This window comes from Kitasatospora sp. NPDC088351 (genome assembly GCF_040685575.1).
Taxonomy (GTDB): domain Bacteria; phylum Actinomycetota; class Actinomycetes; order Streptomycetales; family Streptomycetaceae; genus Kitasatospora.
This window is the reverse complement of record NZ_JBFBIL010000011.1, coordinates 117,047-141,606: the sequence shown is the minus strand read 5'-3', so window position 1 is coordinate 141,606 and position 24,560 is coordinate 117,047. Positions and strand designations below refer to the sequence as shown.

General features: G+C 74.0%; 21 protein-coding genes, 2 tRNA genes and 1 pseudogene. 7 read left to right on the top strand and 17 right to left on the bottom strand.

What is annotated here, in order from left to right; all coding sequences use genetic code 11:
* Positions 1-74: 74 nt before the first annotated feature.
* The 3 genes and pseudogenes from AB0P06_RS11845 to AB0P06_RS11835 all read right to left on the bottom strand — a co-directional run bounded on the left by AB0P06_RS11845 (position 75) and on the right by AB0P06_RS11835 (position 4,264).
* A complete protein-coding gene (locus AB0P06_RS11845) occupies positions 75-2,468 on the bottom strand; it encodes an SUKH-4 family immunity protein (RefSeq protein ID WP_363606992.1) in 2,394 nt (797 codons plus the stop codon).
* A gap of 96 nt (positions 2,469-2,564) precedes the next feature.
* Positions 2,565-3,566: an SMI1/KNR4 family protein gene (locus tag AB0P06_RS11840; protein ID WP_363606990.1), complete on the bottom strand. Its 1,002-nt coding sequence runs from the start codon at positions 3,564-3,566 to the stop codon at positions 2,565-2,567.
* A gap of 124 nt (positions 3,567-3,690) precedes the next feature.
* Positions 3,691-4,264, bottom strand: a pseudogene (locus tag AB0P06_RS11835) (DegT/DnrJ/EryC1/StrS family aminotransferase).
* Positions 4,265-5,071: 807 nt separating this feature from the next.
* Between AB0P06_RS11835 and AB0P06_RS11830 the strand changes: the two are divergent.
* Both AB0P06_RS11830 and AB0P06_RS11825 read left to right on the top strand, forming a co-directional pair.
* Positions 5,072-5,533, top strand: coding sequence for a YwqJ-related putative deaminase (locus AB0P06_RS11830; protein WP_363606988.1), 462 nt, complete (start codon positions 5,072-5,074; stop codon positions 5,531-5,533).
* Between the two features lie 65 nt (positions 5,534-5,598).
* Positions 5,599-6,123 (top strand): SUKH-3 domain-containing protein, encoded by a 525-nt coding sequence (locus AB0P06_RS11825; RefSeq protein ID WP_363607026.1) that lies wholly within the window; start codon positions 5,599-5,601, stop codon positions 6,121-6,123.
* Positions 6,124-6,145: 22 nt separating this feature from the next.
* On the opposite strand, the gene AB0P06_RS11820 is transcribed toward AB0P06_RS11825, so the two are convergent.
* Positions 6,146-7,414 (bottom strand): histidine kinase, encoded by a 1,269-nt coding sequence (locus AB0P06_RS11820; RefSeq protein WP_363606987.1) that lies wholly within the window; start codon positions 7,412-7,414, stop codon positions 6,146-6,148.
* 336 nt (positions 7,415-7,750) lie between these two features.
* Between AB0P06_RS11820 and ppc the strand changes: the two genes are divergently transcribed.
* Positions 7,751-10,486, top strand: a complete 2,736-nt coding sequence (ppc, locus tag AB0P06_RS11815; RefSeq protein WP_363607025.1) for a phosphoenolpyruvate carboxylase — start codon at positions 7,751-7,753, stop codon at positions 10,484-10,486.
* 170 nt (positions 10,487-10,656) lie between these two features.
* On the opposite strand, the gene AB0P06_RS11810 is transcribed toward ppc, so the two are convergent.
* The 6 genes from AB0P06_RS11810 to AB0P06_RS11785 form a co-directional block, all read right to left on the bottom strand.
* Entirely contained in the window at positions 10,657-10,965 is a 309-nt protein-coding gene (locus tag AB0P06_RS11810) for a hypothetical protein (RefSeq protein WP_363606986.1), read from the bottom strand.
* Between the two features lie 154 nt (positions 10,966-11,119).
* Positions 11,120-11,701: an aminoacyl-tRNA hydrolase gene (pth, locus tag AB0P06_RS11805; RefSeq protein WP_363606984.1), complete on the bottom strand. Its 582-nt coding sequence runs from the start codon at positions 11,699-11,701 to the stop codon at positions 11,120-11,122.
* Positions 11,702-11,812: 111 nt separating this feature from the next.
* A complete protein-coding gene (locus AB0P06_RS11800; RefSeq protein WP_363606983.1) occupies positions 11,813-12,403 on the bottom strand; it encodes a 50S ribosomal protein L25/general stress protein Ctc in 591 nt (196 codons plus the stop codon).
* Between the two features lie 283 nt (positions 12,404-12,686).
* A complete protein-coding gene (locus tag AB0P06_RS11795; RefSeq protein WP_363606981.1) occupies positions 12,687-13,664 on the bottom strand; it encodes a ribose-phosphate diphosphokinase in 978 nt (325 codons plus the stop codon).
* Positions 13,665-13,865: 201 nt separating this feature from the next.
* On the bottom strand, positions 13,866-15,323 hold the full coding sequence (gene glmU / locus AB0P06_RS11790) for a bifunctional UDP-N-acetylglucosamine diphosphorylase/glucosamine-1-phosphate N-acetyltransferase GlmU (protein ID WP_363606980.1): 1,458 nt from the start codon (positions 15,321-15,323) through the stop codon (positions 13,866-13,868).
* A gap of 155 nt (positions 15,324-15,478) precedes the next feature.
* A tRNA-Gln gene (locus tag AB0P06_RS11785) sits at positions 15,479-15,549 on the bottom strand.
* Positions 15,550-15,922: 373 nt separating this feature from the next.
* Here AB0P06_RS11785 and AB0P06_RS11780 point away from each other — a divergent pair.
* Positions 15,923-16,894 carry a fatty acid desaturase gene (locus tag AB0P06_RS11780; RefSeq protein WP_363606978.1) on the top strand — a complete coding sequence of 324 codons (972 nt, stop codon included), beginning with the start codon at positions 15,923-15,925 and terminating at the stop codon, positions 16,892-16,894.
* Between the two features lie 173 nt (positions 16,895-17,067).
* Positions 17,068-17,670 (top strand): TetR/AcrR family transcriptional regulator, encoded by a 603-nt coding sequence (locus tag AB0P06_RS11775; RefSeq protein WP_148643184.1) that lies wholly within the window; start codon positions 17,068-17,070, stop codon positions 17,668-17,670.
* Positions 17,671-17,714: 44 nt separating this feature from the next.
* On the opposite strand, the gene AB0P06_RS11770 is transcribed toward AB0P06_RS11775, so the two are convergent.
* Positions 17,715-18,506 (bottom strand): trans-aconitate 2-methyltransferase, encoded by a 792-nt coding sequence (locus tag AB0P06_RS11770; protein WP_363606977.1) that lies wholly within the window; start codon positions 18,504-18,506, stop codon positions 17,715-17,717.
* Positions 18,507-18,617: 111 nt separating this feature from the next.
* On the opposite strand from AB0P06_RS11770, the gene AB0P06_RS11765 reads away from it, so the two are divergent.
* Positions 18,618-19,115, top strand: a complete 498-nt coding sequence (locus AB0P06_RS11765; protein ID WP_363606976.1) for a MarR family transcriptional regulator — start codon at positions 18,618-18,620, stop codon at positions 19,113-19,115.
* Between the two features lie 216 nt (positions 19,116-19,331).
* On the opposite strand, the gene AB0P06_RS11760 is transcribed toward AB0P06_RS11765, so the two are convergent.
* From AB0P06_RS11760 to AB0P06_RS11750, 3 genes are all read right to left on the bottom strand, one after another.
* Positions 19,332-20,348, bottom strand: a complete 1,017-nt coding sequence (locus tag AB0P06_RS11760; RefSeq protein WP_363606975.1) for a response regulator transcription factor — start codon at positions 20,346-20,348, stop codon at positions 19,332-19,334.
* A 188-nt stretch (positions 20,349-20,536) separates the two neighbouring features.
* Complete coding sequence (locus AB0P06_RS11755) at positions 20,537-20,821, bottom strand: hypothetical protein (RefSeq protein ID WP_363606974.1); 285 nt, start codon at positions 20,819-20,821, stop codon at positions 20,537-20,539.
* Between the two features lie 75 nt (positions 20,822-20,896).
* Positions 20,897-21,514, bottom strand: coding sequence for an NAD(P)H-dependent oxidoreductase (locus AB0P06_RS11750; RefSeq protein ID WP_363606973.1), 618 nt, complete (start codon positions 21,512-21,514; stop codon positions 20,897-20,899).
* A 125-nt stretch (positions 21,515-21,639) separates the two neighbouring features.
* Between AB0P06_RS11750 and AB0P06_RS11745 the strand changes: the two genes are divergently transcribed.
* Positions 21,640-22,299, top strand: a complete 660-nt coding sequence (locus AB0P06_RS11745; RefSeq protein ID WP_363606972.1) for a TetR/AcrR family transcriptional regulator — start codon at positions 21,640-21,642, stop codon at positions 22,297-22,299.
* Between the two features lie 133 nt (positions 22,300-22,432).
* On the opposite strand, the gene galE is transcribed toward AB0P06_RS11745, so the two are convergent.
* The 3 genes from galE to AB0P06_RS11730 form a co-directional block, all read right to left on the bottom strand.
* Positions 22,433-23,395, bottom strand: coding sequence for a UDP-glucose 4-epimerase GalE (gene galE / locus AB0P06_RS11740; protein WP_363606971.1), 963 nt, complete (start codon positions 23,393-23,395; stop codon positions 22,433-22,435).
* Between the two features lie 171 nt (positions 23,396-23,566).
* On the bottom strand, positions 23,567-24,235 hold the full coding sequence (locus tag AB0P06_RS11735) for a response regulator transcription factor (protein WP_363606969.1): 669 nt from the start codon (positions 24,233-24,235) through the stop codon (positions 23,567-23,569).
* A 180-nt stretch (positions 24,236-24,415) separates the two neighbouring features.
* Positions 24,416-24,488: transfer RNA gene (locus tag AB0P06_RS11730), tRNA-Thr, on the bottom strand.
* Between the last annotated feature and the right edge of the window lie 72 nt (positions 24,489-24,560).

Genomic DNA, 24,560 nt, shown 5'->3' with positions numbered 1-24,560 from the left:
GCAGCAGCACGGCGAAGGGGCCGTTCCGGACAGCGGAACGACCCCTTCCACCTGGGTGGACCGGGGGCGGTCCGCTACAGCAGACCGTCCCAGAACTGCTCCAGCAGCACGGCCCACCAGGTGTCCGCCGACTGGAGGGCCGCCGGGTCGACGGCGGCGAGCTGGGCCTGGAAGTCGGTTGTCCAGCGGCCGGCCTGATCGGGCGTCAGCCCGTACCGCAGCCGCCACATCCGGCCCAGCAGGGCCAGCGCGCGGACGAACTCCGGTACACCGCTGTTGACGAACCGGGGCGGCTCGCCGGTTCCGTCGACGTCCACCGCGACCACGTGCGCTGTGCCGTACTGCACACAGAGCTGGCGGCCGTAGTCGTTGCCGAGCACCAGGTAGCCGCCGAAGTCCGGGCCGGCCGGCAGGCCGCGTTCGACCGCCAGCTCGGCGAGCGTCGGGATCGGGCGGCCCTCCTGGGCCTGCGCCCAGAAGAACGGCCCGAACTCGCGCGGCAGGCCCGCCCACATCAGGGTCTGCGCCACCGGCTCGGGCACCCCCTGCCGGGCGACGGCGCGCTGCTCGAAGCGGAACACGTTCGGGCCGAAGGCCTGGCCGAGCTCCTGGGCGAGCTGCTGCGGTGCGAGCGGCGGCAGCGGCGGGACACTTCCCGGGGCGGGCAGCGGCACCCGGAACGGGCGCACCCGCTGGGCGCCGGAGGCCAGCTGGTGCAGCTCGTCCAGGTGGTCGAGCAGCTGGGCCATGCCGGCCTGCCGGGTGTGGTGGTCCCGGCCGTAGTCGGCGGTGTGGGTCAGCCGGACGTTCGGCCAGGAGGCGGCGATCATCCGGTGGCAGTAGCCGCCCGGAAGGTCGCAGGACTCCAGCTCGGTGTAGAGCTCCAGCACCTGCTCCGGCGGAACGTTCAGCCGCCGCAGGTCCTGGAGGATCTTCCACTCGGGGTGCGGGGTGCCGGGCTCGCTGCGGTGGAGCAGCTTCTGCTCGGAACCGTCCGGGCCGCGGTAGCTGAGCGCCGCGAAGTAGCCCGGGCCGACGGCGGGCACGCCGGGCGGCACCGGGGCGCCCTGCGGAGGGCCGGGGACGGGCGCCGGCGGAGCGGCCGGGGCCGCTGCCGGGGCCGGGGCCGGGGCGGCCGGCGGGGCCGGGGCGGCCGGGTAGCCGTAGCCGGACGCGGGCGCGCCGGGCCCCGCGGCGCCGGGTGGCGGCGGCACGGCCGGGCCCCCGGACGGCGGCGTGCCGGGGTCGCCGGGCACGCCCGGGGCGGCACCGGCGGCCGACAGGTCGATCGCGTTCGCGAGCTGGGTGCGCTCGTACGCCGCCCCGGCACCGGGCGCGGCGGGCGGAGCGGCGGGCGCGGCGGGCGGACCGTCGGCGCCGCGCAGGCCCGCCGGGGGCGGGGGCGGCGGGGCGGCGGCCGGGTTGCGTCCGCCGACGGCCGCCACGGGCGTGCCGCCGCCCGGGGTGTGCCGCAGCTCGCCCGGCGGGGGCGGCGGCGGGGCACCGACCGGGTTACGGCCGGGGACGCCCTGCGGCACGGCGGGCGCGGGCGCGGCGGGCGGTGGCGTCCCGGGCGCGCCGGGGCCTGGTACACCGGGGCCGGGCGCCCCGGGCAGACCCATCAGCCCGGGCAGACCGTCCGGCGAGGCCAGCACCGTCGGCGCGGGCTCCACCGCCGGACCGGCCGGCGGCGGGGACGGAGGCGTCCCGTAGCCGTCGGCGGGCAGCAGCACCGTGGCCGCCTCGGCACCGGGCCGGCCCGCACCGGGCAGACCGGCGCCGTTGGTGCGCAGGCCCTCGGGCAGCAGCACGGTGGCCGCCTCGGCACCGCCGACCGGCGGAGCGGCAGGCGGAGCTGTGGGCGGCGCGGCGGGATCGGCGGGATCGGCGGGATCGGCGACGGGGGCCTGCGGCGCCGGGCCGGGCGGCGGGGCGAGCATGGTCGGCGCGTCCCCGGCGGGCCGCTCGGAGGCCGGCGGCGTGGTCAGCACGGCGGGCGCCGGCGGAGCGGCGGCCTGCGGGACCGTTTGCGCGGCGGCGGCCCGCGGGGCGGCGGCCGTCCCCAGCCGCTCCGCCTCCGCCGCGATCGCCGCGGCGCCCGCCTCCTGGAGCCACTGCGGCGGGCTGAGCAGGAAGGACGTCGCCTCGACCGGCCCGGGCGCGGGCTTCGCCGCACCGGCCGGGTTTGCCGCGACCGGCCGCCCGTACACCTCCTCGTACTGCCGGACCACCTCGTTGACCGGCAGCGCGGGCCAGAGCGTGCTGGCCCCGGAGTCCCGGGCGATCACCAGCCGCGCCTCGCCCGCCGAACCGCCGGTCTCACCCGACGCCCGGTCGGCGGGCTGGACCGCCCAGCAGACGAAGCCCAGGTCGAACTCGCGGACCCGCACCTCACGCTGGAGCGGACGCGGCACCCCGCCGTTGATCCACTCCTCGGCGAGCTCCTGTGCCTGCGCGTACGTCACCACGCCCGGTTCACCCCTGTCCCCTTCGTCCCCGCTTGTTCCGCACCTGTCGCGCCCACCGCGTCCATCACTCCGGACACCGCCACCGCCGGGGCCACGTCAGCCCACCGGCACGGCGCGGGCGAACCCGCCGTCCACCATCAGCTCCGCGACCGTCTCCAGCTCCGGCGGGCTGCCGGCCAGCCGGAGCAGGAAGGCGTCGAAGTCCTCACCGCAGGGCAGCAGCAGCCGGGCGACCCGGTCCTCCGGGGCCTCGGCCGCGCCGTTGTCCCGGGCGTCGTCGTAGAGGCAGAACCAGACCGAGCCGACCCGGTCGCCGCGCACCTTGAGCGCCACGATGCCGCCCTGGGCGTAGGCGATGCCGAGGTAGTCCTTGGTGAGGTGGTCGCGCAGGCACTTGTTGGCGTACACGACGTCCTCGGTGCCGTACTCCTCGCTGAGGGTCAGGAACGGCTGGTCGAGCAGCAGTCCGAGCTCCGGGTCCAGCGCCACGCCGACCGGGGCACGGCCGCCGCCGAGCTTGAGGAAGGTGCGGTACGCGCCGGGCAGCCGGTAGCCGAGGCGCTCCTCGGCGCTCTGCAGCAGGTCCTCGGGGACGCCGATCGGGTCGCCGCCGTCCCGGGCGAGCGAGAAGTGCGCGGGCCGCCGCTCCTGCAGCGGGCGGGTGCCCCGGCGGCTGTGGTCGGCCGAGGAGGTGGCCAGCCCGCCGTGGTGCCGCAGCAGCGCCTTGACCTCGACCGGGACGAGTTCCATCCGCCGCCGGCCGGGCGCGGCCCGGCCGACCGCGTGGTGCCAGGTCCAGCCGGGCGGGGTGGCGACGGCGGTCTCCAGGTCGGCCCAGAGCGGGTGGCCCTGGGTGAACAGCGCGGCGTTGGCCGAGACGTAGTCGGTCAGCCGCAGCTCGTCCACGCCGAAGCCGTCCGGCGGGTCGGCGACCTCGGCCGCGGCGGCCGCGTACGGGCCGAAGTCCGGGTAGCCGTGCTCGTCCACCCGGACCCCGGCGGGGTGCCGCTCCGCGCGGACCGGATCCGGGAACTGCACCACCTGACCTGCGTACGCCGCGTTTGGCGCGGCGGCGACGCCGGGCCGACCTGTCGTCATCTGGGAGCCCCCACTGGCTGCTGCAAATTCTCGGTGCGCTTGCTGGACACCAGGGTAGGGGGTCTGCCCCGGCCCCGGACCCCCGCCCGGGAAGACCGGAACGGGGCCGGCGGCCGGTGGTGGCTCAGGCCGCGAGGGCCTTCGCCAGGGCTTCGGCGACGCGTTCCTGCTGGACCTCGGTGATCTGCGGGAACGGCGGCAGGGTGAGCAGTTCGCGGGCGGCCCGCTCGGCCACCGGGAAGGCCCCCTCGCCGTGACCGAGGTGCCGGAAGGCGGGCTGGAGGCGGACCGGGACGGGGTAGTGGACGGCGGCGCCGACGCCGGCGGCCTGGAGCGCGGCGAGGACGGTGTCCCGGTCGCGGCCCGGACCGATCCGCACCGCGTACAGGTGCCGGACGCGCTCGTTGCCGGGCGCCGTCCGCGGCAGGGTGACGCCGTCGAGGCCGGCCAGCAGCCGGTGGTAGCGCCCGGCGGGCGTCGTTCCGGGCGGGCGGCCGGCGCGGCTTGGCCCGCAGCACCACGGCCTGGAGGGCGTCCATCCGGGAGTTGAAGCCGAACCGCTCGTGCTCGTACTTGCGGCCCGAGCCGTGGTCGCCGATGAGCCGGACGGCGGCGGCCAGGTCGTCGTCGGTGACGGCGGCGCCCGCGTCGCCGTACGCGCCGAGGTTCTTGCCGGGGTGGAAGCCGGCGGCGGAGATCCGGCCGTGGAAGGCGCGGCCGTACTGCCTGGCGCCCTGGGACTGGGCGGTGTCCTCTCCACCACGGGCAGGCCGTCGGCCGCCTCCAGCAGCGGCGCCGTCGGGGCGAGCCGGCCGTTGAGGTGGACGGGCAGCAGCGCGACCACCCCGGGCCGCGCGTCGGCGGCGCGGGCCGGGGCGAGCGGCGGGTGAGCAGTTCGGCGGCGGGCAGCCGCACCCGGGCGGCGCCCTTGTACGGGGCCTCCAGGTGGGCGGCCACGATGCCGCGCCGGGCGGGGACGCCGGCCCCGGCGAGCCGGGCGAGCAGTTCGGCGCGGTCGGGGGCGCCGTCCGGCGGCAGCACCCAGCAGGACTGGTAGTTGGTGGTGCCGTGCGGCGGGTCCGCGACCAGCCGGGCGCCGGTGCCGGCCGGCGCCTCGTTGGCGGTTTCCGTCATCGCAAGATCCCCCTTGCCCGACGCCGGGACGCCCCCGCCACGGCGGCCTCAACGGCCGTGCTGAGCAAAGGAGTTGCCTTGACCGGCCAGCCATCCCCATGGCCCGGCCGCTCCCTCGGCCCGCTGCTGGAACGCTACCGGCCACCGCCACCGGCCGGGGGTGGATTCGGGTCCACCGGGGACGAGTCGTGACGATGGCGTGCGGATCCGGCCACGATCGCGTGCCCGCCCGGCCGGTCACCCCGCGAGCGGCCCTGACGACCACCCACCTCCGCACCCCGGTTGTGCGGATGGCGGGGATATTTGACAGGCTTGCCCCGGACTGACCCCATCAGCCGTGCCGTCAGCGGAAAACAGGAGGAGGACGACGCATGACCACCGGGGAACCGGACGGCCCGCCCCTGCTGCGCCACCACCGCGACAGTCTGCTGCCCGCCGTCGCCGCCGCCCTGTCGCTGCGCGGCGGCGAGGTGCACACCCTGGCCGGCGACAAGCCCGCCCGGCGCCCGGTGCTGCACCCGCTGGTCGGCGAGTTCCTGGACGGTCTGCCGGTCGAGCACCGCGAACGCTTCACCGGCCGCTGCCCGGAGGCCGTCCTGCTCTCCCAGTACCTCACCACCGTGGACGGCAAGCGCTCCAAGCGCGCCTCCCGCAAGCCGATGAGTCTGCACGAGGCCCGCAAGGCGCTCAAGGGGGCGCGGCTGACCACCGTCCGCATCCGCGAGGAGCACGACCCGGCGCACGGCACCCACGCCCCGCCCTGCCGGTCCTGCGTCCCGCTGCTGGAGCACTTCACCGTGCAGAGCGTCGCCGTCGGCCCGCCCGGCCGCTGACCGCGCCCCGCACGCCCCCCGTCCCCGAGCCCCCGGAGCCCGTCCTGAATCCGCCCAGCCCGCCGCTGCCGCCGCCGGCCACCCTCGGCGCGCCCGCCGGCCGGACCCGCCCCCGTTTCCCCGCCGACGTCGCCGCCGAGCTCAAGGCGGCCGGCTGGCACCCCGGCCGCTGGCAGATCCGGCAGGCCGAGGAGTGGGCCGACGCGCTGGTCGCGTACGGCAGTCCGGCCGGCGTCCAGCACGCGGTGTTCCCGGCCGCGGTCGAGGCCTGGGCCGAGTTCGGCGGCCTCGCCTTCGACCTGGGCGGACCGGGGCGTCAGCTCGCCCGCACCCCGTTCCTGGTGGACCCGCTCTGCGGCCTGCACCAGCCGCGCACCCTCGCCGACCTCGGCCGCGCCCTGGACACCCGGCTCGCCCCGCTCGGCGAGGAGACATACGGACAGGCGCTGCTCGCCATCGACGAGGAGGGCCGCGTCTACAGCCTGGACCACACCGGCGAGTGGTTTCTCGGACACGGCATTGACCAGGCCGTCTCCACACTGGTCCTCGGCACCGCCCCCGAGCGGCTGCGCACCGCCGACGAGACCTGACCACCCCGGCCGTGCCCGGCCGTCAGACCAGCCGCTCGGCCCGGACCACCAGCCGGGACGGCAGCACCGCCTCCACCCGGAACCCGCCGTCCCGCTCCGGACCGGCCGAGAAGGTGCCGCCCAGCGCGACCACCCGCTCGCGCATCCCGACCAGCCCGTTGCCGCCGCTGGGCAGCGCCGCCGCGCCCCGCTCCCCGCCCGGGCAGGCGTTCACCACGCTCACCCGCACCCCGTTCGGCGCGTACGCCAGCAGCACCGCGACCTGCGCGCCGCCCGCGTGCTTGTGCGCGTTGGTCAGCCCTTCCTGCACCACCCGGTACGCGGTCTGCTCGGCCTCGCCGGTGAACTCCTGACGGCTGCCGCTGACGGTCAGCGTCACCGCCATCCCGGCCGCCCGCGACTGGTCGACCAGCCGCGGCAGCCCGGCCAGCGAGTCCGGCTCCGGCGCCTGCTCGTCCGACATCCGCAGCACCCCGAGGATCTCCCGCAGCTCGTTCAGCGCCTGCCGGCCGACCTCGCCCATCAGCTTGGCGCTCTGCGCCGCCTTCTCCGGGTCCTTCGCGACGATCCGCTCCAGCGCCCCGGAGTGCACCACCATCAGCGACACCCGGTGCGCCACCACGTCGTGCATCTCCCGGGCGATCCTGGTCCGTTCCTCCAGCCGGGCCCGGCGGGCCCGCTCCCTGGCCTGCTCGGCCAGCAGGTCCAGCTCCGCCTCCAGACCGTGCGCGCGGTCCTGGAGCGATTCGATCAGCCGTCGCCGCGCGCCCACGTACAGCCCGGTCACCACCGGCGGCACCGTCAGCGCGACCGCCACCAGCACCGACAGCAGCACCTTCCCCCAGAGCGGCGGCTCGGGCATCGCCCCGCCGCCGGGCGTCACCATCGACACGAGCATCACGCCGGACGCCTCGACGAACGCCACCACCGACAGCGCCACCATCCGCAGCCGCCGCGACGGCCACTCCCAGGACTCCGCCATCGTGTACAGCGACATCACCAGCAGCAGCACGCCGAACATGCCGGGCACCGTCACCAGCGCCACCATCACCGGCACCGCCGGCCAGCGCCGCCGCAGCACCAGGGTGGAACCCGCCAGCGCCCCGGCCAGTGCGACCCCCACGATCGCCGGCAGCCCCAGGTCAAGCCGGGGTGCCAGGAAGGTGACCGCGCTGACCGCGCACTCCAGCGCCGCGAGCCCGGCCAGCCCGATGTCCAGGAGAGCGCTGCGCCGACGCTCCCACCACCAGAACGACCTGACCGGCACGCGCTCCCCAGGCGACTTGCTCATGGCCGACAGCCTAAGCCGCAACAGGGTCCTCTCCCCACCCGGATACGCCGCGACACTTCACCGGGGCCTCAAGTGGTCCAGACCACATGGGCTGTGTGTGATCTTGTCCGCCATCCGGCCACCTCGCGGACAGCGACCCTCCCGACACCTATGCTGGTCGCGTCGGACAGCGCGGTCCGCACGCGTCACACGCGCCACACGCGCGCGGAACTGTGACGATGAGCCGTTGCCGAACCCCACCACCACAGGGAGCCAGCCGTGACCGCTCCGGTCCCCACCCCGGCGGACAGCCCCAGCCATGTCGGCGCCGCCGGCCCAGTCGCGGACAACGCCGCCCTGCGCGCGGACATCCGCCGCCTCGGCGACCTGCTCGGCGAGACGCTCGTCCGCCAGGAAGGCCCCCAGCTGCTGGGCCTGGTCGAACAGGTCCGGCTGCTCAGCCGCACCAACGGCGAGGCCACCGCCGAACTGCTCTCCGACATCGACCTGGAGACCGCCGCCAAGCTCGTCCGCGCCTTCTCCACCTACTTCCACCTCGCCAACGTCACCGAGCAGGTGCACCGCGGCCGCGAGTTCGCCACCCGCCGCGCCCGCGAGGGCTCCCTCCTCGCCCAGACCGCCGACCAGCTCGCCGAGGCCGACCCCAAGCACCTCGCCGACACCCTGGCCCACCTGGCGGTCCGCCCGGTCTTCACCGCCCACCCCACCGAGGCCGCCCGCCGCAGCGTCCTCAACAAGCTCCGCCGGATCGGCGAACTCCTCGACCGCGTCCACCGCGACCAGCTCGCCTCCGGTCTCGCCGCCGCCGACCCGGCCCGCACCTCCTCCGCCAAGCGCCAGGCCGACCGACGCCTCGCCGAGGTCATCGACCTGCTCTGGCAGACCGACGAGCTGCGCATCGCCCGCCCCGAGCCCACCGACGAGGCCCGCAACGCCGTCTACTACCTGGACGAGCTCTACCGCGACGCCGTCCCCGAGGTCCTCGAGGAGCTGCACGAGGAACTGGCCCGGGTCGGCCTCAGCCTCCCCGACGGCGTCCGCCCGCTCACCTTCGGCACCTGGATCGGCGGCGACCGGGACGGCAACCCCAACGTCACCCCCCAGGTCACCTGGGACGTCCTCAACCTCCAGCACGAGTACGGCATCAAGGACGCCCTCGCCGCCGTCGACGACCTGCGCAACTCCCTCTCCACCTCGGAGCGCCTCGCCGGCGCCTCGGTCGAGCTGCTCGCGTCGCTCAACAACGACCTGCACGCGCTCCCCGAACTCAGCCCCCGCTACAAGCGGATGAACGCCGAGGAGCCCTACCGCCTCAAGGCCACCTGCGTCCGCCTCAAGCTGGAGAACACCCGCGAGCGGCTGTCCCACGGCACCCCGCACATCGACGGCCGCGACTACCTCGGCACCCGCGAGCTCATCGCCGACCTGCGCCTCATCCAGGACTCCCTGCGCGCCCACCGCGGCGAACTCATCGCCGACGGGCGCCTCGCCCGCGCCATCCGCACCATCGAGGCCTTCGGCCTCCAGCTCGCCACCATGGACGTCCGCGAGCACGCCGAGGCCCACCACCACGCGCTCGGCCAGCTCTTCGACCGGCTCGGCGAGGAGGCCTGGCGCTACAACGACATGCCCCGCGAGTACCGGCAGAAGCTGCTCGCCAAGGAGCTCCGCTCGCGCCGCCCGCTGGCCCCCACCCCGGCCCCGCTCGACGCCGCCGGCACCAAGACCCTCGGCGTCTTCAACACCATCCGCGAGGGCTTCGAGCGGTTCGGCGACGAGATCGTCGAGAGCTACATCATCTCCATGTGCCAGGGCGCCGACGACGTCTTCGCCGCCACCGTCCTCGCCCGCGAGGCCGGCCTGATCGACCTCCACGCCGGCATCGCCAAGATCGGCATCGTGCCGCTGCTGGAGACCACCGACGAACTCCGGGAAGCCGACCGCATCCTGGACGAGATGCTCTCCGACCCGTCCTACCGCCTGCTCGTCTCGCTCCGCGGCGACGTCCAGGAGGTCATGCTCGGCTACTCCGACTCCTCCAAGTTCGGCGGCATCACCACCTCCCAGTGGGAGATCCACCGCGCCCAGCGCCGGCTGCGCGACGTCGCCCACCGCTACGGCATCCGGCTGCGCCTCTTCCACGGCCGCGGCGGCACCGTCGGCCGCGGCGGCGGCCCCTCGCACGAGGCCATCCTGGCCCAGCCCTGGGGCACCCTGGAGGGCGAGATCAAGGTCACCGAGCAGGGCGAGGTCATCTCCGACAAGTACCTGCTGCCCTCGCTGGCCCGCGAGAACCTCGAACTGACCATCTCGGCCACCCTCTCCGCCTCCGCGCTGCACACCGCGCCGCGCCAGGCCCCCGAGGAACTGGCCCGCTGGGACGCCGCCATGGACCAGGTCTCCGCGGCCGCCCACACCGCCTACCGCGCCCTCGTCGAGCAGGACGACCTGCCGAAGTACTTCTTCGCCGCCACCCCGGTCGACCAGCTCGCCTCGCTCCACCTCGGCTCCCGCCCGTCCCGCCGCCCCGACTCCGGCGCCGGCCTGGACGGACTGCGGGCCATCCCGTGGGTGTTCGGCTGGACCCAGTCCCGCCAGATCGTCCCCGGCTGGTACGGCGTCGGCTCCGGCCTCGCCGCCGCCCGCGCGGCCGGCCTCGGCGACGTCCTCGACGAGATGTACGGCCAGTGGCACTTCTTCCGCAACTTCCTGTCCAACGTCGCCATGACGCTGGCCAAGACCGACCTGCGGATCGCCCGCCACTACGTCGAGCAGCTCGTCCCCGCCGAGCTGCACCACATCTTCGACCAGATCATCGCCGAGCACGAGCTCACCCTGCGCGAGGTCCTGCGCCTCACCGGCGAGAGCGAACTGCTGGAGCACAACCCCGTGCTGAAGCAGACCTTCACCGTCCGCGACGCCTACCTCGACCCGATCTCCTACCTCCAGGTCGCGCTGCTGCGCCGCCAGCGCGAGGAGGTCGCCGCCGGCCTCACCGAGGACCCGCTGCGCGCCCGCGCGCTGCTGCTCACCGTGAACGGCATCGCCGCCGGTCTGCGCAACACCGGCTGACCGGCCCCGCGACGACGGACGGGCCCCGTGGCATCACCCGATGCCACGGGGCCCGTCCGTCCCCCGCGCGACGCGGGCCCACGGTTCCACCACCGGACGTCGAACACGGTCGAACACGGCGGGGCCGGTGCCCGGAACCCGGACACCGGCCCCGCCGGACACCACGTGCGTTACTCCCCCGGATCGCCCGCACGACGGCGCTTCAGCCAGAGCGCCGCGCCGCCGGCCGCCACGACCAGACCGCCGCCGACCGCCAGCAGGCCCGCGTCACCGCCGACCGAACCGCCCAGCACCGGCCCCAGCTGCGCCGACACCGGCTCCGGGGACACCACACCCGGATCGGGCTCCGCCACCGACTCCGCATGTGCCAGACCGCCACCGGAGAGCAGCACTCCGGCCGCCCCCAGCGCACCGGCCGTACCCACCCGCCGTCCGAGCTGCCTCAGCCGCACCACTCGGACCGGCCGCAATCTCCGCATCGAGAACTCCCCAGGACCCGTTCGCGTACCCTCCCGACGCTATCCGATCGCGCACAGGTTTCTCACACCTATTCAGGTTTGGACGGCCAAGCGTTGTACGACTGTTGCGTACCCGCCCGGCGTGGCGGCCGCCGGGCTGACGCCCGGTCACCGCTCAGGAGTTGTACGTCCCCTGCGCCCGCTCCAGCCCCTCGGACAACAGCGCCTCCACCGCGTCCGCCGAGCGGTCCACGAACCACTCCAGTTCCTTGCGCTCGGTACTGGAGAAGTCCTTCAGCACGAAGTCCGCGACCTCCATCCGCCCCGGCGGACGGCCGATACCGCACCGCACCCGGTGGTAGTCGGGGCCCAGCGACTTGGTGATCGACTTCAGCCCGTTGTGACCGTTGTCGCCGCCCCCCAGCTTCAGCCGCAGCGCCGCGTAGTCGATGTCCAGCTCGTCGTGGACCGCCACCAGCGCCGACGCCGGCACCTTGTAGAAGTCCCGCAGCGCGGTCACCGGACCGCCCGAGAGGTTCATGAACGACATCGGCTTCGCCAGCACCACCCGCCGGCCGCCCAGCCGCCCCTCGGCCACCTGCGCCCGGCTCTTGTGCGCCTTGAACCGCGCGCCCATCCGCTGCGCCAGCAGGTCCACCACCATGAACCCGATGTTGTGCCGGTTCCGGGCGTACTGCTCACCCGGGTTGCCGAGCCCGACCACCAGCCACGGCCCCTCGTACGCGTCCTCGCTCATCCCACGCTCCTCGAACTCGACCCTCGTCGACATCATCCCGGACACACCGCTGCCCCGGCCGCTCCAGTACGGGAGCGGCCGGGGCAGCGGTGTCAGTGACTGGCGGGAGGCTCAGGCCTCGGCGCCGGCCTCGGCCTCCTCGGCCTCCTCCTCGGCCGGGGCGGCCTGGGCGCCGATGACCTGCAGCACGACGGCGTCGGCCTCGACGGCCAGGGTGACGCCGGCCGGCAGGGTGATGTCCTTGGCGTGGATCGAGGCACCGGCCTCCAGGCCCTCGACCGAGACGGTCACGGACTCGGGCAGGTGGGTGGCCTCGGCCTCGATCGGCAGGGCGTTGAGCACGTGCTCCAGCAGGTTGCCGCCGGGGGCCAGCTCGCCCTCGGTGTGCACCGGGATCTCGACGGTGACCTTCTCGCCGCGCTTCACCAGCAGCAGGTCGACGTGCTCGATGGTGCGCTTGATGGCCTCACGCTGGACGGCCTTCGGCAGCACGTACTCGTCCTTGCCCTCGATCGGCACGACCAGCAGGGCGTTCGGGGTCTTCAGCGCCATCATCAGGGCGTGGCTCGGCAGGTTCAGGTGAACCGGGGCGTGGCCGTGGCCGTAGACGACTCCGGGGACGAGGCCGGCGCGGCGGGCACGACGGGCGGCACCCTTGCCGAACTCGGTACGGGTCTCAGCGGCAATGCGGATCTCGGACACGACTGCACTCCTCGTGAAAATGGCGCGGGGGTGCAGGCAACGCGAAAAACCGCCGGGACCACACCCTCAGTACGTTCGGGGGTCACTCGGCGGTGCACGACCTCTGCCGGCCATCGGAAATCCGGCACCGGCAGCGCGTCGATCACGGAGCGGGCACCCGGCAAGCAGGCACACGGCATCCCTCGCCGAGCAGTTTCACGAGTCTAACCGCACCGGCGGCCTCCCGCGAAATCGGCGGCGGCCCCGGCCCGCGAGGGACCGGGGCCGCCTGCGCGGGGCTTCGTCAGTGCACGCCCTCGAAGAGGCTGGTGACCGAGCCGTCCTCGAACACCTCGCGGATCGCCGCGGCGATCGACGGGGCGATCGACAGCGTGGTGATCTTGTCGAGCTGGAGCTCGGCCGGCGTCGGCAGCGTGTTGGTGAAGACGAACTCGCTGACCCGCGAGTTCTTCAGGCGGTCCGCCGCCGGACCGGACAGCACGCCGTGCGTGGCCGCCACGATCACGTCCGCGGCACCGTTGTCGAACAGCGCGTCGGCGGCGGCGCAGATCGTGCCGGCCGTGTCGATCATGTCGTCGACCAGGACACAGACCCGGCCCTTGACGTCACCGACCACCTCGGCGGACAGGATGGTGTTCGCCTGCGTCATGTCACGGCGCTTGTGGATGATCGCCAGCGGTGCGCCCAGCCGGTCCGACCACTGGTCCGCGACCTTCACCCGGCCCGCGTCCGGCGACACGATGGTCAGCCGGTCCCGGTCCACCTTCGCGCCCAGGTAGTCCGCCAGCAGCGGCAGCGCGAACAGGTGGTCCACCGGGCCGTCGAAGAAGCCCTGGATCTGCGCCGTGTGCAGGTCCACCGCCATCAGCCGGTCCGCGCCCGCCTGCCGCAGCAGATCGGCGATCAGGCGGGCGGAGATGGGCTCACGGCCCAGGTGCTTCTTGTCCTGGCGGGCGTAGCCGTAGAACGGCAGGATCGCCGTGATGCTCCGCGCGGAGGCCCGCTTCAGAGCGTCGATCATGATCAGCTGTTCCATGATCCACTGGTTGATGGGAGCCGTGTGGCTCTGCATCACAAAGCAGTCCGCACCACGCGCCGAATCCAGGAAGCGGACGTAGATCTCCCCGTTCGCAAAGTCCAGCGCCTTCGTCGGAACCAGTTCGGTCCCCAGCGACGCGGCCACCTCGCTCGCCAGTTCGGGGTGGGCACGGCCGGAGAAGAGCTTCAGTTTCTTCTCACCCGACGTCGTGATCCCGCTCACTGCACCGTCTCCTCGCGTTGCTGACGCTGAACCCGTCCGCACCGCGGACAGGCACAGGCCCGCTCGCGACAGGGGTCGGGGGAATGTCGGTACGCCTTGACACGGGCGGTAAGCCCTATGGCGCACGTATGTCCCCAAGGTTACGCGCCCGCGCAGAAACCGTCCGCCCCGGGACCGGCCCTCGGAGCCCCGCCGGCCTCCTCAGCGCTCGTCGGCCCCGTCCGTCGCGGCGGCCGCGGCCTGCGCCGACGTGGTGCCCGGACGCTTGCGCTCCACCCATCCCGCGATGTTGCGCTGCTGCGCCCGGCTCACCCCCAGGGCGCCCGGCGGAATGTCTGCGGTGATCACCGAGCCGGCCCCGGTGTAGGCGCCGTCGCCGACCGTCACCGGAGCGATGAACATGTTGTCCGAACCCGTGCGGCAGTGGGCCCCGATCACCGTGCGGTGCTTGTTCACCCCGTCGTAGTTCACCGTGACCGAGGCCGCGCCGATGTTGGTGCCCTCACCGATCGTGGCGTCCCCGATGTACGACAGGTGCGGCACCTTGGCGCCCTCGCCCAGCTCCGAGTTCTTCACCTCGACATAGGTGCCGACCTTCGCCTTGCGGGCCAGCTTCGCCCCCGGCCGCAGGTACGCGTACGGCCCCGCGACGGCGAAGTCGCCCACCTCCGCACCGTCCGTCGTGGCGTTGCTCACACGCGCGCCGGCGCCGATCCGGGTGTCCTTGATCGTCGAGTTCGGGCCGACCTCGCAGCCCTCGCCGAGGTGGGTGGAGCCCTGCAGCTGGGTGTTGGGCAGCACCACCGCGTCCGGCTCGTAGGACACCTGCACGTCGAACCAGGTCGTCGCCGGGTCCACCACGGTGACGCCCTCGCGCATCGCCCGCTCCAGCAGGCGGTCGTTCAGCAGCCGGCGGGCCTGCGCCAGCTGCACCCGGTCGTTGATGCCCAGGATGTCCCGGTAGTCCGCGGCCACGACCGCGCCCACCCGGTGGCCGGCCGTCCGCAGGATCTCCAGGGTGTCGGTCAGGTACTCCTCGCCCTGCACGTTGTCCGTGGTCACCCGGGAGAGGGCCTCGGCCAGCAGCTTCGCGTCGAAGGCGAAGACCCCGGAGTTGATCTCGCCGATGGCCCGCTGGGCGTCGGAGGCGTCCTTCTCCTCGACGATCGCGGCGACCGCGCCGTCGGCCCCGTCGCGCAGGATCCGCCCGTAGCCGAACGGGTCCGGCACCACGGCCGTCAGCACCGTCACGCCGTTGCCCTGCTCGGCGTGCGCCTCGGCGAGCGAGCGCAGCGTCGCCCCGGTCAGCAGCGGCGCGTCCCCGGTGGTGACGATCACCGTGCCGTCCAGCTCCACCCCGTCCGCGGCCAGCGCCTCCAGCGCCGTCCGGACGGCGTGCCCGGTGCCGTTCTGCTCCTCCTGCACCACGGCCCGCGCCGCCGGGTAGAGCGCCGTGAGGTGCTCCCGCACCTTCTCCCGCATGTGCCCGACCACCACGACCAGCTGCTGCGGCGTCAACTCCTGGGCCGCCGCGACCGCGTGGCCCACCAGCGACCGCCCGCACACCTCGTGCAGCACCTTGGGCAGGCTGTTCGACTTCATCCGGGTCCCGCCACCGGCGGCAAGCACGACAACGGCGGCAGGCGAATTGGCACTCACGGGGGGAGGCTCCTCAGTCGGTTCACAGAGAGGGCAGTGCGGGCCGGGGAGCGGATCCGCACGTCTGCGCCCCGGCGCTTCGAGGATAGTGCGGGGCAGCCCGGCGCAACGCCAGCGCGGGTCTGCCCCGCACCGGCCACACGGCCTCTGAGGTGCTCCCGGAGGAGGATTCGAACCCCCATAAGCTGGACCAAAACCAGCTGTCCTGCCCTTAGACGATCCGGGACGGTACCGTCACCGCGCCCCGGTGCCGCCAGGGCGCGCTCGCCCAAGACTACGGGGTGAACGGCGCCGTAATCCACCTCCATTTCCCGACCGCCGCCCCGCGATCCACCGGTAGGGGTCCGCGCCGCCGGGGACGTTGACGGACAGGCACCCGGGCCCGCCCGCCCCGCCGTCGGGCCGGCCACCCCGGCCCGGACGCGGTGATCCGGTGGGCGATCCGTCCGGACACGGGCCCGGTCCCGGGTTCATCCATCCAGTCGAGTGAATTCACTAAAGCGCCCCCGGGTGCCGTATTTCCTTCGTGGCGGAGCGCAACCTACGATGCCGTAAGTTACGCAAACGTAGCCTCCGCCCCCTCCCCCAAGGGACACCCCATGACCATCCAGGCCGGCGAGGCACACGCCGATACCGCGCTCTCCGCCGACACCGCCCCGACCCTGCTCTCCGCCACCCGCGGCGGGGAGAAACAGGGGCTCGCCGAGCGGATCGCGCTCGGGCTGTTCATCGCCGTCCCCTTCACCGCGCTGCTCGCCGCCGCGCCGGTGGCCTGGGGCTGGGGGCTGGGGTGGACGGACCTCGCGATCGCCACCGCCATGTACTTCCTCACCTGCCACGGCATCACGATCGGTTACCACCGCTACTTCACCCACGGCGCCTTCAAGGCCAACCGGGCCCTGCGGCTGACCCTCGCGGTGGCCGGCAGCCTGGCGATCGAGGGACCGCTGGTGCGCTGGGTGGCGGACCACCGCAAGCACCACCGGTACAGCGACAAGGACGGCGACCCGCACTCGCCCTGGCGCTACGGGGAGAGCATCCCGGCCCTGCTCAAGGGCCTCTGGTGGGCGCACATGGGCTGGCTCTTCGACGAGGAGCAGACCCCGCAGCTGACCTATGCGCCGGATCTGGTCCACGACCCGGCCATAAGGCGGATCTCCCGGCTGTTCTGGCTCTGGACCGCGATCTCGATGCTGCTGCCGCCCCTGGTCGGCGGGCTGGTCACGCTCTCCTGGCAGGGTGCCCTGTCCGCGTTCTTCTGGGGCTCGCTGGTTCGGGTGGCACTGCTGCACCACGTCACCTGGTCGATCAACTCGATCTGCCACGCGCTCGGCGAGCGCCCGTTCCGCTCCCGTGACCGCTCCGGCAACGTCTGGTGGCTGGCCGTGCTCTCCTGCGGAGAGTCCTGGCACAACCTGCACCACGCGGACCCGACCTCGGCCCGGCACGGCGTGCTGCGCGGCCAGATCGACTCCTCGGCACGGCTGATCCGCTGGTTCGAGCTGGCCGGGTGGGCCCGCGACGTCCGTTGGCCGGACGCACAGCGGATCGCCGCCCGCCGCGCCGCATGAGGGCTCGCCTGCAGCATGATGTAGGGGTGAACGGGAGCAGCGCAGACAGCACAGGCGGCCACGAGAGCCCGCGGACGGACGCCGCGCCGGGTGCGGCGCAGGCCCGTCCGCGTGCCGCTGCCCCGACGGGTACCACCGCCCCGGCGCCCCGCCGCCGGGGCGGCCGGGTGCGGATGACCGGGAAGCAGCGGCGGGAGCAACTGCTGGAGATCGGCCGGTCGGTGTTCGCGGAGCGCGGCTACGACGGCACCTCGGTGGAGGAGATCGCCGAGCGGGCCGGGGTGTCCAAGCCCGTGGTGTACGAGCACTTCGGCGGCAAGGAGGGGCTGTACGCGGTGGTGGTGGACCGCGAGATGCAGCTCCTGCTGGACATGGTGACGGGGGCGTTGACGGGCGGGCACTCGCGGGAGCTGCTGGAGCAGGCGGCGTTCGCGTTGATGGACTACATCGACACCTCCACGGACGGTTTCAAGATCCTGGTCCGGGATTCCCCGGTGGCGCAGTCGACGGGAACGTTCGCGTCGCTGATCAGCGACATCGCGACGCAGGTGGAGGACATTCTCGGGCTGGAGTTCAAGGCACGGGGCTTCGACGCCCGCCTTGCCCCGATGTACTCGCAGATGCTGGTCGGAATGGTCGCGCTGACCGGGCAGTGGTGGCTGGAGGTCCGCAAGCCGCAGAAGGCGGAGGTGGCGGCGCATCTGGTGAACCTGGCCTGGCACGGCCTGGAGGGGATGGAGCGGCACCCGAAGCTGGTCGGCGAGCGGAAGGCCTGAGCGCCCGGCGGTGGGCGTACCGGCCCCGGAGGTACCGGCGATGCTCAGCGGCGGACGGCCACCGCGAAGATCCGCCGGAACGGGAAGACGGTGCCGTGCGGTCCCGCGGGGTAGGCCTCGCGGAGCAGGGCGCCGTACTCGGCGAGGAAGGCGGCCCGTTCGACGGGGTCGGTGAGCCGGGTGAGGACGGGGCGCAGGGCGGTGCCCTTGACCCATTCCAGGACGGGGTCGGCGCCGGTGAGCAGGGTGCTGTAGGTGGTCTCCCAGACGTCGACGGCGCAGCCGGCGTCGGCGAGGGTGGCCAGGTACTCGGCGGGCCGGTGGACGCCCGCGCGGGTGGCGTTGTCGCCGACGGCGTCGCGCCAGCGGGGGTCGCGGCGGAGTTCGGCGAGCAGGGTGTGGCTGGGTGAGCCGAAGTTGCCGGGGACCTGGAAGGCGAGGACGCCGCCGGGCCTGAGGGCGTCGGCCCAGCGCGGAAGCAGCGCGAGGTGCCCGTCCACCCACTGGAGGGTGGCGTTGGACACGATCAGGTCGGGCGCGGCGGTGGCCGGGTCGTAGTCGCGGGCGTCGGCGAGCCGGTAGTCGGCGGTGGGTTCGCCTTCGGTGCGGGCGGTGGCGAGCATCTCGGCGGAGTTGTCGATGCCGGTGATGCGGGCTTCGGGCCAGCGTCGGCGCAGGACGGCGGTGGAGTTGCCGGGGCCGCAGCCGATGTCGAGGATCGTGGCGGCGGGTTCGTGGGGAACGGCGGGGACGCGGGCGAGCAGATCGCGCAGCGGGCGGGTCCGTTCGTCGGCGAAGCGCAGGTACTGTTCCGGGTCCCAGACGGGGGTGCTCATGATCGTCCTCACAAGTATCTCGACATCAAGATATCCAGGCGCAGCCTCCACGCTACATTTCTCGATGTCAAGAGACTTCACATCGACACATCCCCCGATACACTGATCGTCATGGAGGACGAGGTCGACCGCCTGGTCGCAGCATGGCGCCGAGAGCGCCCCGACCTCGACGTGGAACCACTTGAGGTGCTCAGCCGGGTCAGCCGACTCGCCCGGCACCTCGACCGCGCCCGCCGGACCGCCTTCGCCGAGCACGGCCTGGAGCCGTGGGAGTTCGACGTCCTGACCGCGCTGCGCCGGGCCGGCTCCCCGTACCAGCTCTCCCCCGGCCAGCTGCTCACCCAGACCCTGGTCACCTCCGGCACCATGACCAACCGGATCGACCGTCTCACCGGCAAGGGCCTGGTCAAGCGCCTGCCCGACCCGGACGACCGGCGCGGTGTGCTGGTCCGGCTCACCGACGACGGGCGCGACCGGGCCGATCAGGCGCTCGCCGGGCTGCTCGCCCACGAGCGCGAGCTGCTCGCCCAGCTCAGCGCCGGGCAGCAGGGCGAACTCGCGGGGCTGCTGCGGCAGCTGGTCGCCCCGTTCGACAACATCCCGGGCTGAGCACACCCCCCGGCCGGCCCCCGCGCCGGCAGCCGGCTCCGACGATCAGGGTGCGTAGGCCGGTCGGGGGTACGGCGGCGGCGCTGGGACCGTTCCGGGTCGTTCCGGGCCGGGTGTGAGCCGTTCCGGACCGTATGCGGGCGTGCGGAAGTACGGTGCGGCGACATCTGCCCCCGGTTTTCCCTGACCTGACGAACCTGAGTCGGTACCGGGGTGTCACGGGGAGCCGGCGCCGGGAGCTGTGGTCGAGGCGACGGATGGTGGGGCGCTGGGGACGGCCGGTTCGGACGGGCTGACGCCCGCCCGGCGGGCGACCGCGACGGCGGCCAGGGTGGAGTGCACCCCGAGCTTGCCGAGGACGTTCTGCATATGGGTGCGGACGGTGTGCGGGGAGAGGTAGAGGCGTTCGGCGACGGCCTGCCGGCCGAGGCCGGCGACCATGCAGCGCAGGATCTGCTTCTCCCGCGGGGTGAGGGTGTCGACGAGGCGTTCGCTCTCGGTGCGGTCCCGTCGCGCGGTGGTGAGCTCCCGGATGACACCGGTGAGCAGGGCGGGCGGCAGGTGGGTCTCGTCGCGCAGGACGCCACGGATGACGGCCAGGAGGCGGGCCAGCGAGCTCTCCTTGGCGACCCAGCCGGTGGCGCCGGCGTGCAGGGCGCGGGCGGCGCGGTGCGGGTCGTCGGCGGTGGCCAGGACGATCGCCTTCAGGCCGGGGTGGTTGCGGCGGATCCGGGCGAGCAGGGTGATGCCGTCGGGCGCCGGGGGGACGGGCCGGTGCGGCTCCTGCCGGTACGGTTCCGGCCGCTGGATCTCCTGGCGGCGGAGCTCGGGCCGGTACGGCTCCTGCCGGTGCGGTTCGGACCGCTGCGGTTCGGCCGGGTGCGGGGCCTGGTGCGGGGGCGACGAGCCGGCGGGCGGTGCGGGTGCGACGGCCGGACGGCGGGGCGCGGGCACGCTGGGCGGCAGGCGCCGCCGCGCGGCATCGGGCGGGTCGGCGCCGGGCTGGCGGGGTTTGCGCGCTCCCCCGAGGACGCCCTCGCCGCCGAGGTCGGCGTCGATCAGGACGACGTGGAAGGCGCGGCCCTCGGTGGCGGCGCGCTCGAGCGCGCGCTCGGCGGCGGCCGCGCTGCCGGCGGCGCCGACCTCGACGTCGGGCTCGGCGGTGAGCGCCGCGGCCAGTGCCTCGGCGAAGATCCGGTGGTCGTCGACCACCAGGACGCGGATCCGCCCCATTGCCACTTCCCCCCTGCTAGACCCGGCCCGCGCCCGGGGCGACGGCCCAGACTCCGGTGCCGCGACCTGGGCACTTCTCCTCGGCCCACCCCCCGGACGGCCGGTCGGGCCCAGGCGCCGGCCCCCACCGGTACCGAATTCAGCGTACGGGGTAGGGGGCGGCCCGGCGGGGGTTTGGTGAAGTTTCGTCAGGAGGTGCGAATTTGCTGCAACTTGGCGCTCGGAAGCGGCCCGGGGCCGGTGGTTTCGGGGGTGTCGGTGCCTGGGGGCGTCAGCCCCCCGCCCCGGCCGCCGGCCGGCGTGGTGGACGGCGGCCGGGGGGCCTGGAAGCCCTCGGCAGGGCGGTTGAGGGCGACGTCGACGATCGTGGCGTCGAGGACGGTCACCAGCGAGCCGAGGGCCACGACCGCGGCGGTGCGCGGGCGGGGTGGGGCGGGTGCCGCGGTGGTGGCGGCGGGTACGGCGGCGCTCATCGGCCCCTTGGACGGTCGGGCTTCGGGGGCCCGGCCCGGGTGCGCGGCTCTTGACGGGTGGTCGGGGCGGGCAGGTCAGACCGCGTACGGGCGGGCGGTGCGGGCGTCCCGCAGGGCGTGCGCCCACCAGGTGAGCTGGTCGAGCATGCCCTTGGCGGCCCCGTTCGGGACGGCCGGGTCGACGGGCTCGCCGTCGTCGCCGAAGACGGCCCAGGCGCCGTGGAAGCTGACGGTGTCCCGGACGGTGACGGCGTGCAGCTCGGCGAAGACCAGCCGGAGCTGCTCGACCGCGCGCAGCCCGCCGCCGAGTCCGCCGTAGGAGACGAAGCCGACCGGCTTGGCCTGCCACTCGGCGCGGTGCCAGTCGATGGCGTCCTTGAGGACGCCGGGGAAGCTGTGGTTGTACTCGGGGGTGACCACCACGAAGGCGTCGGCGGCGGCCAGTCGCGGCGAGAGCGCGGCGAGCCGCCCGGCCTGCTCGGCGGTGGGCTCGTCACCCAGGCGGGGCAGCGGGTGGTCGGCCAGGTCGATGACGTCGAGGTCGAGGTCGTCCCGGCCCCGGGCGGTGCGCAGGAACCAGTCGGCGACGGTGGGCGCGAAGCGGCCCTGCCGGCTGCTGCCGACGATGACGGCGAGCCGGTACGGGGCCGTGGCCGGCGTCTCGGGCGTGGCCTGACGAAGGGTCTCGGGCATTGCGGTCTCCAGGGTTGCGACGTTTCACCGGACGGTCGCCGCCCGGCCGGACGGTACGTCAGGTAAAGTACAACGTGTATGGCAATGAGTAAAACGATGACTGCATTTTTCTCGGAGGAGCCTCGATGACCAGCCAGGACGAGACGACGCCACGGCCCCGCCGAGGGCTCGCCGAGAAGCGTCAGGCCATCACCCGGGCCGCCCGTACGGTCTTTGGTCGCGACGGCTACACCCGCGCCGGCATCGACGCCATCGCGGCGGAGGCCGGGGTCTCCACCCGGACCATCTACAACCACTTCGCGGGCAAGGAACTGCTCTTCCAGACCGTCGTCCAGGAGAGCGCGGGGCAGGTCAGGGACGCCCACCTGGAGGTCATCGGGCGCACCCTGGCCAAGGTCACCGACCTGGAGGCGGACTTCACCGCCCTCGGCCTGGCCTGGGTGAGCGCGCTCACGGAGTTCGCCGACCACTTCGCGCTGGTCCGGCAGATCAACGCCGAGGCCGGACATCTGCCGAAGGCCCTGCTGGACGCCTGGCAGCAGACCGGGCCGCGCCGGGCCATGGCCGAACTCGGCAGCCGGTTCGGCGAGTTGGCCGCTCAGGGCCTCCTGGACGCGCCCGACCCGGCGCGCGCCGCCCAGCACTTCGTGCTGCTGACCGGGACCGAGGTCACCCAGCGCTCGTACTGGGGCGCGCATCCGCTCACCGGGCAGGAGACGACGGAGATCATCACGGCCGGCGTACAGGCGTTCCTGCGCGCCTATGCCGCGCGCCCGGCGCACTGACTGCCACGCACTGACGGCCGCGCGCCGACGACCCGCATACCGACGACCGCACGCCGACGACCGGCGCCCGGACATGCCCGAGGCGCCGCCCCCGACCGGTGGGAGCGGCGCCTCGGACCGGAGCCTTCGAGCCTTACTGGCCGTTCTTCTCCAGGGTGAACTTCCAGGCGTCGGCGACGATGTCGTCCAGGTTCGGACGACGCGGGGTCCAGCCCAGCGCCTGGTGGGCGCGCTCGGCGGAGGCCACCAGCACGGCCGGGTCGCCGGCCCGGCGGCCGGAGGTCACCACCGGGATCTCCCGGCCGGTGACCCGCTTGACCGACTCGATCACCTCGCGCACCGAGAAGCCGCTGCCGTTGCCCAGGTTGCAGATCAGGTGCTCGCCCGGCTTGGCCGCGTCCAGCGCCAGCAGGTGCGCCTCGGCCAGGTCGGCGACGTGGATGTAGTCGCGGATGCAGGTGCCGTCCGCGGTCGGGTAGTCGTCGCCGTACACCGCGATGTGCTCGCGCTGCCCGAGGGCGGCCTGGAAGACCAGCGGGATCAGGTGCGACTCGGGGTCGTGCCGCTCGCCGTACGCGCCGTACGCGCCGGCCACGTTGAAGTAGCGCAGCGAGACGGCGGCCAGGCCGTGGGCGACGGCCTCACTGGTGATCAGGTGGTCGACGGCCAGCTTGGTGGCACCGTAGGTGTTGGTCGGCGAGGTGCGGGCGGTCTCGGCGATCGGGACAACCTCCGGCTCGCCGTACACGGCGGCGGTGGAGGAGAACACCAGCTTGCGCACACCGGCCTTGCGCATCGCGGCGACCAGCTCCAGCGAGCCGGCCACGTTGTTGCGCCAGTACTTCTCCGGGTCCGCGACCGACTCGCCGACCTGCGAGGAGGCGGCGAAGTGCAGCACCCCGTCGAAGGAGCCGTCCAGCACCGCGCCGGCGTCCTGAATGCGTCCGGACACGAACTCGGCACCGGCAGGCACGCCCTCGCGGAAGCCGGTGGAGAGGTCGTCCAGGACGGTCACCTGGTGTCCCGCCTCCAGCAGGTGGGCGGCGACCACACTGCCGACATAGCCGGCGCCACCCGTGACCAGGTACTTACTCATGATGAGACCTCCAGCGGGCGATGGTCCGCCGCCTCGGCGGGCCATCGGTGACGTACGTACGACTGGGGCCTATTCTCCCTGGCCGCCGGGGGTGCTCCGGACCACCCGGGAGCCCTTTCCGGACCATCCGGCCGCGACCGTCCGCCGGGCCCGGCCGCCGGAACCGCCCGCTCAGCCCTGGGCCATCCGCTCCAGCAGCCCGGTCCTGGCCGCGACCGCCGCCGCCTCCAGCCGGGTGCGCGCGCCGAGCTTCATCAGCACCCGCTGGACGTGGGTCCGGGCGGTGCTGGCGGCGATCCGCATCCCGGCCGCGATCGCCGCGGTGTCCTCGCCGTCCGCGATCCGGGCCAGTACCTGGACCTCACGGCGGGTCAGCAGCCGCAGCAGCCGGACGGCTTCGTCGTCCGGCTCGGCGGCCGGTCTCAGCAACTGGTCGAAGGCGCCCCGCAGGACGTCCACCGCGACCGCCGCCTCGCCCGCCCGGGCCCGGGCGATGGCCCGCTCGACCACCTCGATCCGCTCGTCGCTGGGCACGTAGCCCGCCGCCCCGGCCGCGAACGCGCCTGCCACACCGCGCAGTTCACCGACCGGCCCGAGCACGATGACGGCCACCTCGGGCCGCTCCCGGCGGATCCGGCGCAGCCCGTCGAAGGCGCCGGGTTCGGCCGGACCGGTTACCCCGAGCAGACACACCTCGGGTCGACGGCCGGCCACCAGGTCGGCGGCCGCGCCGGCCGGCGAGCCCACCGCGAGCACTCGGTGGCCGCGCAGCTGGAGCGCGGCGGCCAGCGCCTCGGCCAGCAGCCGGTGGTCGTCGACCACCACGAGTCGAACGCCCATGACGCCCTCCAGGTCGGGGTCCGGCCCGCGTCCACGCCCGTTGGGGCGGGCGGCCGATGACGCACCATCACAGCGCATTCCGGGCCCGGCCCGCTAGGCCGCGTCACGCCCCCGTACACCCCGACGCCGGTGCGGGGACACAAAAAAGACCCTCGCCGTTGGGCGAGGGCCTTTCACTTGAGCCCCCATGCGGAATCGAACCGCAGACCTTCTCCTTACCATGGAGACGCTCTACCGACTGAGCTATAGGGGCGAACCGGTCGAACAAGGAAGACATTACACGGCTGGCGGGCCGGAAGGGAAATCGGCTCCGGCCGGCCGCACC

Bases quoted from the DNA above. Each gene is read 5' to 3' on its own strand.
- AB0P06_RS11840 (WP_363606990.1), bottom strand. From the start codon at position 3,566: ATGACGACAGGTCGGCCCGGCGTCGCCGCCGCGCCAAACGCGGCGTAC.
- AB0P06_RS11830 (WP_363606988.1), top strand. From the start codon at position 5,072: ATGACCACCGGGGAACCGGACGGCCCGCCCCTGCTGCGCCACCACCGC.
- AB0P06_RS11820 (WP_363606987.1), bottom strand. From the start codon at position 7,414: ATGAGCAAGTCGCCTGGGGAGCGCGTGCCGGTCAGGTCGTTCTGGTGG.
- AB0P06_RS11810 (WP_363606986.1), bottom strand. From the start codon at position 10,965: ATGCGGAGATTGCGGCCGGTCCGAGTGGTGCGGCTGAGGCAGCTCGGA.
- pth (WP_363606984.1), bottom strand. From the start codon at position 11,701: ATGAGCGAGGACGCGTACGAGGGGCCGTGGCTGGTGGTCGGGCTCGGC.
- AB0P06_RS11780 (WP_363606978.1), top strand. From the start codon at position 15,923: ATGACCATCCAGGCCGGCGAGGCACACGCCGATACCGCGCTCTCCGCC.
- AB0P06_RS11775 (WP_148643184.1), top strand. From the start codon at position 17,068: ATGACCGGGAAGCAGCGGCGGGAGCAACTGCTGGAGATCGGCCGGTCG.
- AB0P06_RS11770 (WP_363606977.1), bottom strand. From the start codon at position 18,506: ATGAGCACCCCCGTCTGGGACCCGGAACAGTACCTGCGCTTCGCCGAC.
- AB0P06_RS11765 (WP_363606976.1), top strand. From the start codon at position 18,618: ATGGAGGACGAGGTCGACCGCCTGGTCGCAGCATGGCGCCGAGAGCGC.
- AB0P06_RS11760 (WP_363606975.1), bottom strand. From the start codon at position 20,348: ATGGGGCGGATCCGCGTCCTGGTGGTCGACGACCACCGGATCTTCGCC.
- AB0P06_RS11755 (WP_363606974.1), bottom strand. From the start codon at position 20,821: ATGAGCGCCGCCGTACCCGCCGCCACCACCGCGGCACCCGCCCCACCC.
- AB0P06_RS11750 (WP_363606973.1), bottom strand. From the start codon at position 21,514: ATGCCCGAGACCCTTCGTCAGGCCACGCCCGAGACGCCGGCCACGGCC.
- AB0P06_RS11745 (WP_363606972.1), top strand. From the start codon at position 21,640: ATGACCAGCCAGGACGAGACGACGCCACGGCCCCGCCGAGGGCTCGCC.
- galE (WP_363606971.1), bottom strand. From the start codon at position 23,395: ATGAGTAAGTACCTGGTCACGGGTGGCGCCGGCTATGTCGGCAGTGTG.
- AB0P06_RS11735 (WP_363606969.1), bottom strand. From the start codon at position 24,235: ATGGGCGTTCGACTCGTGGTGGTCGACGACCACCGGCTGCTGGCCGAG.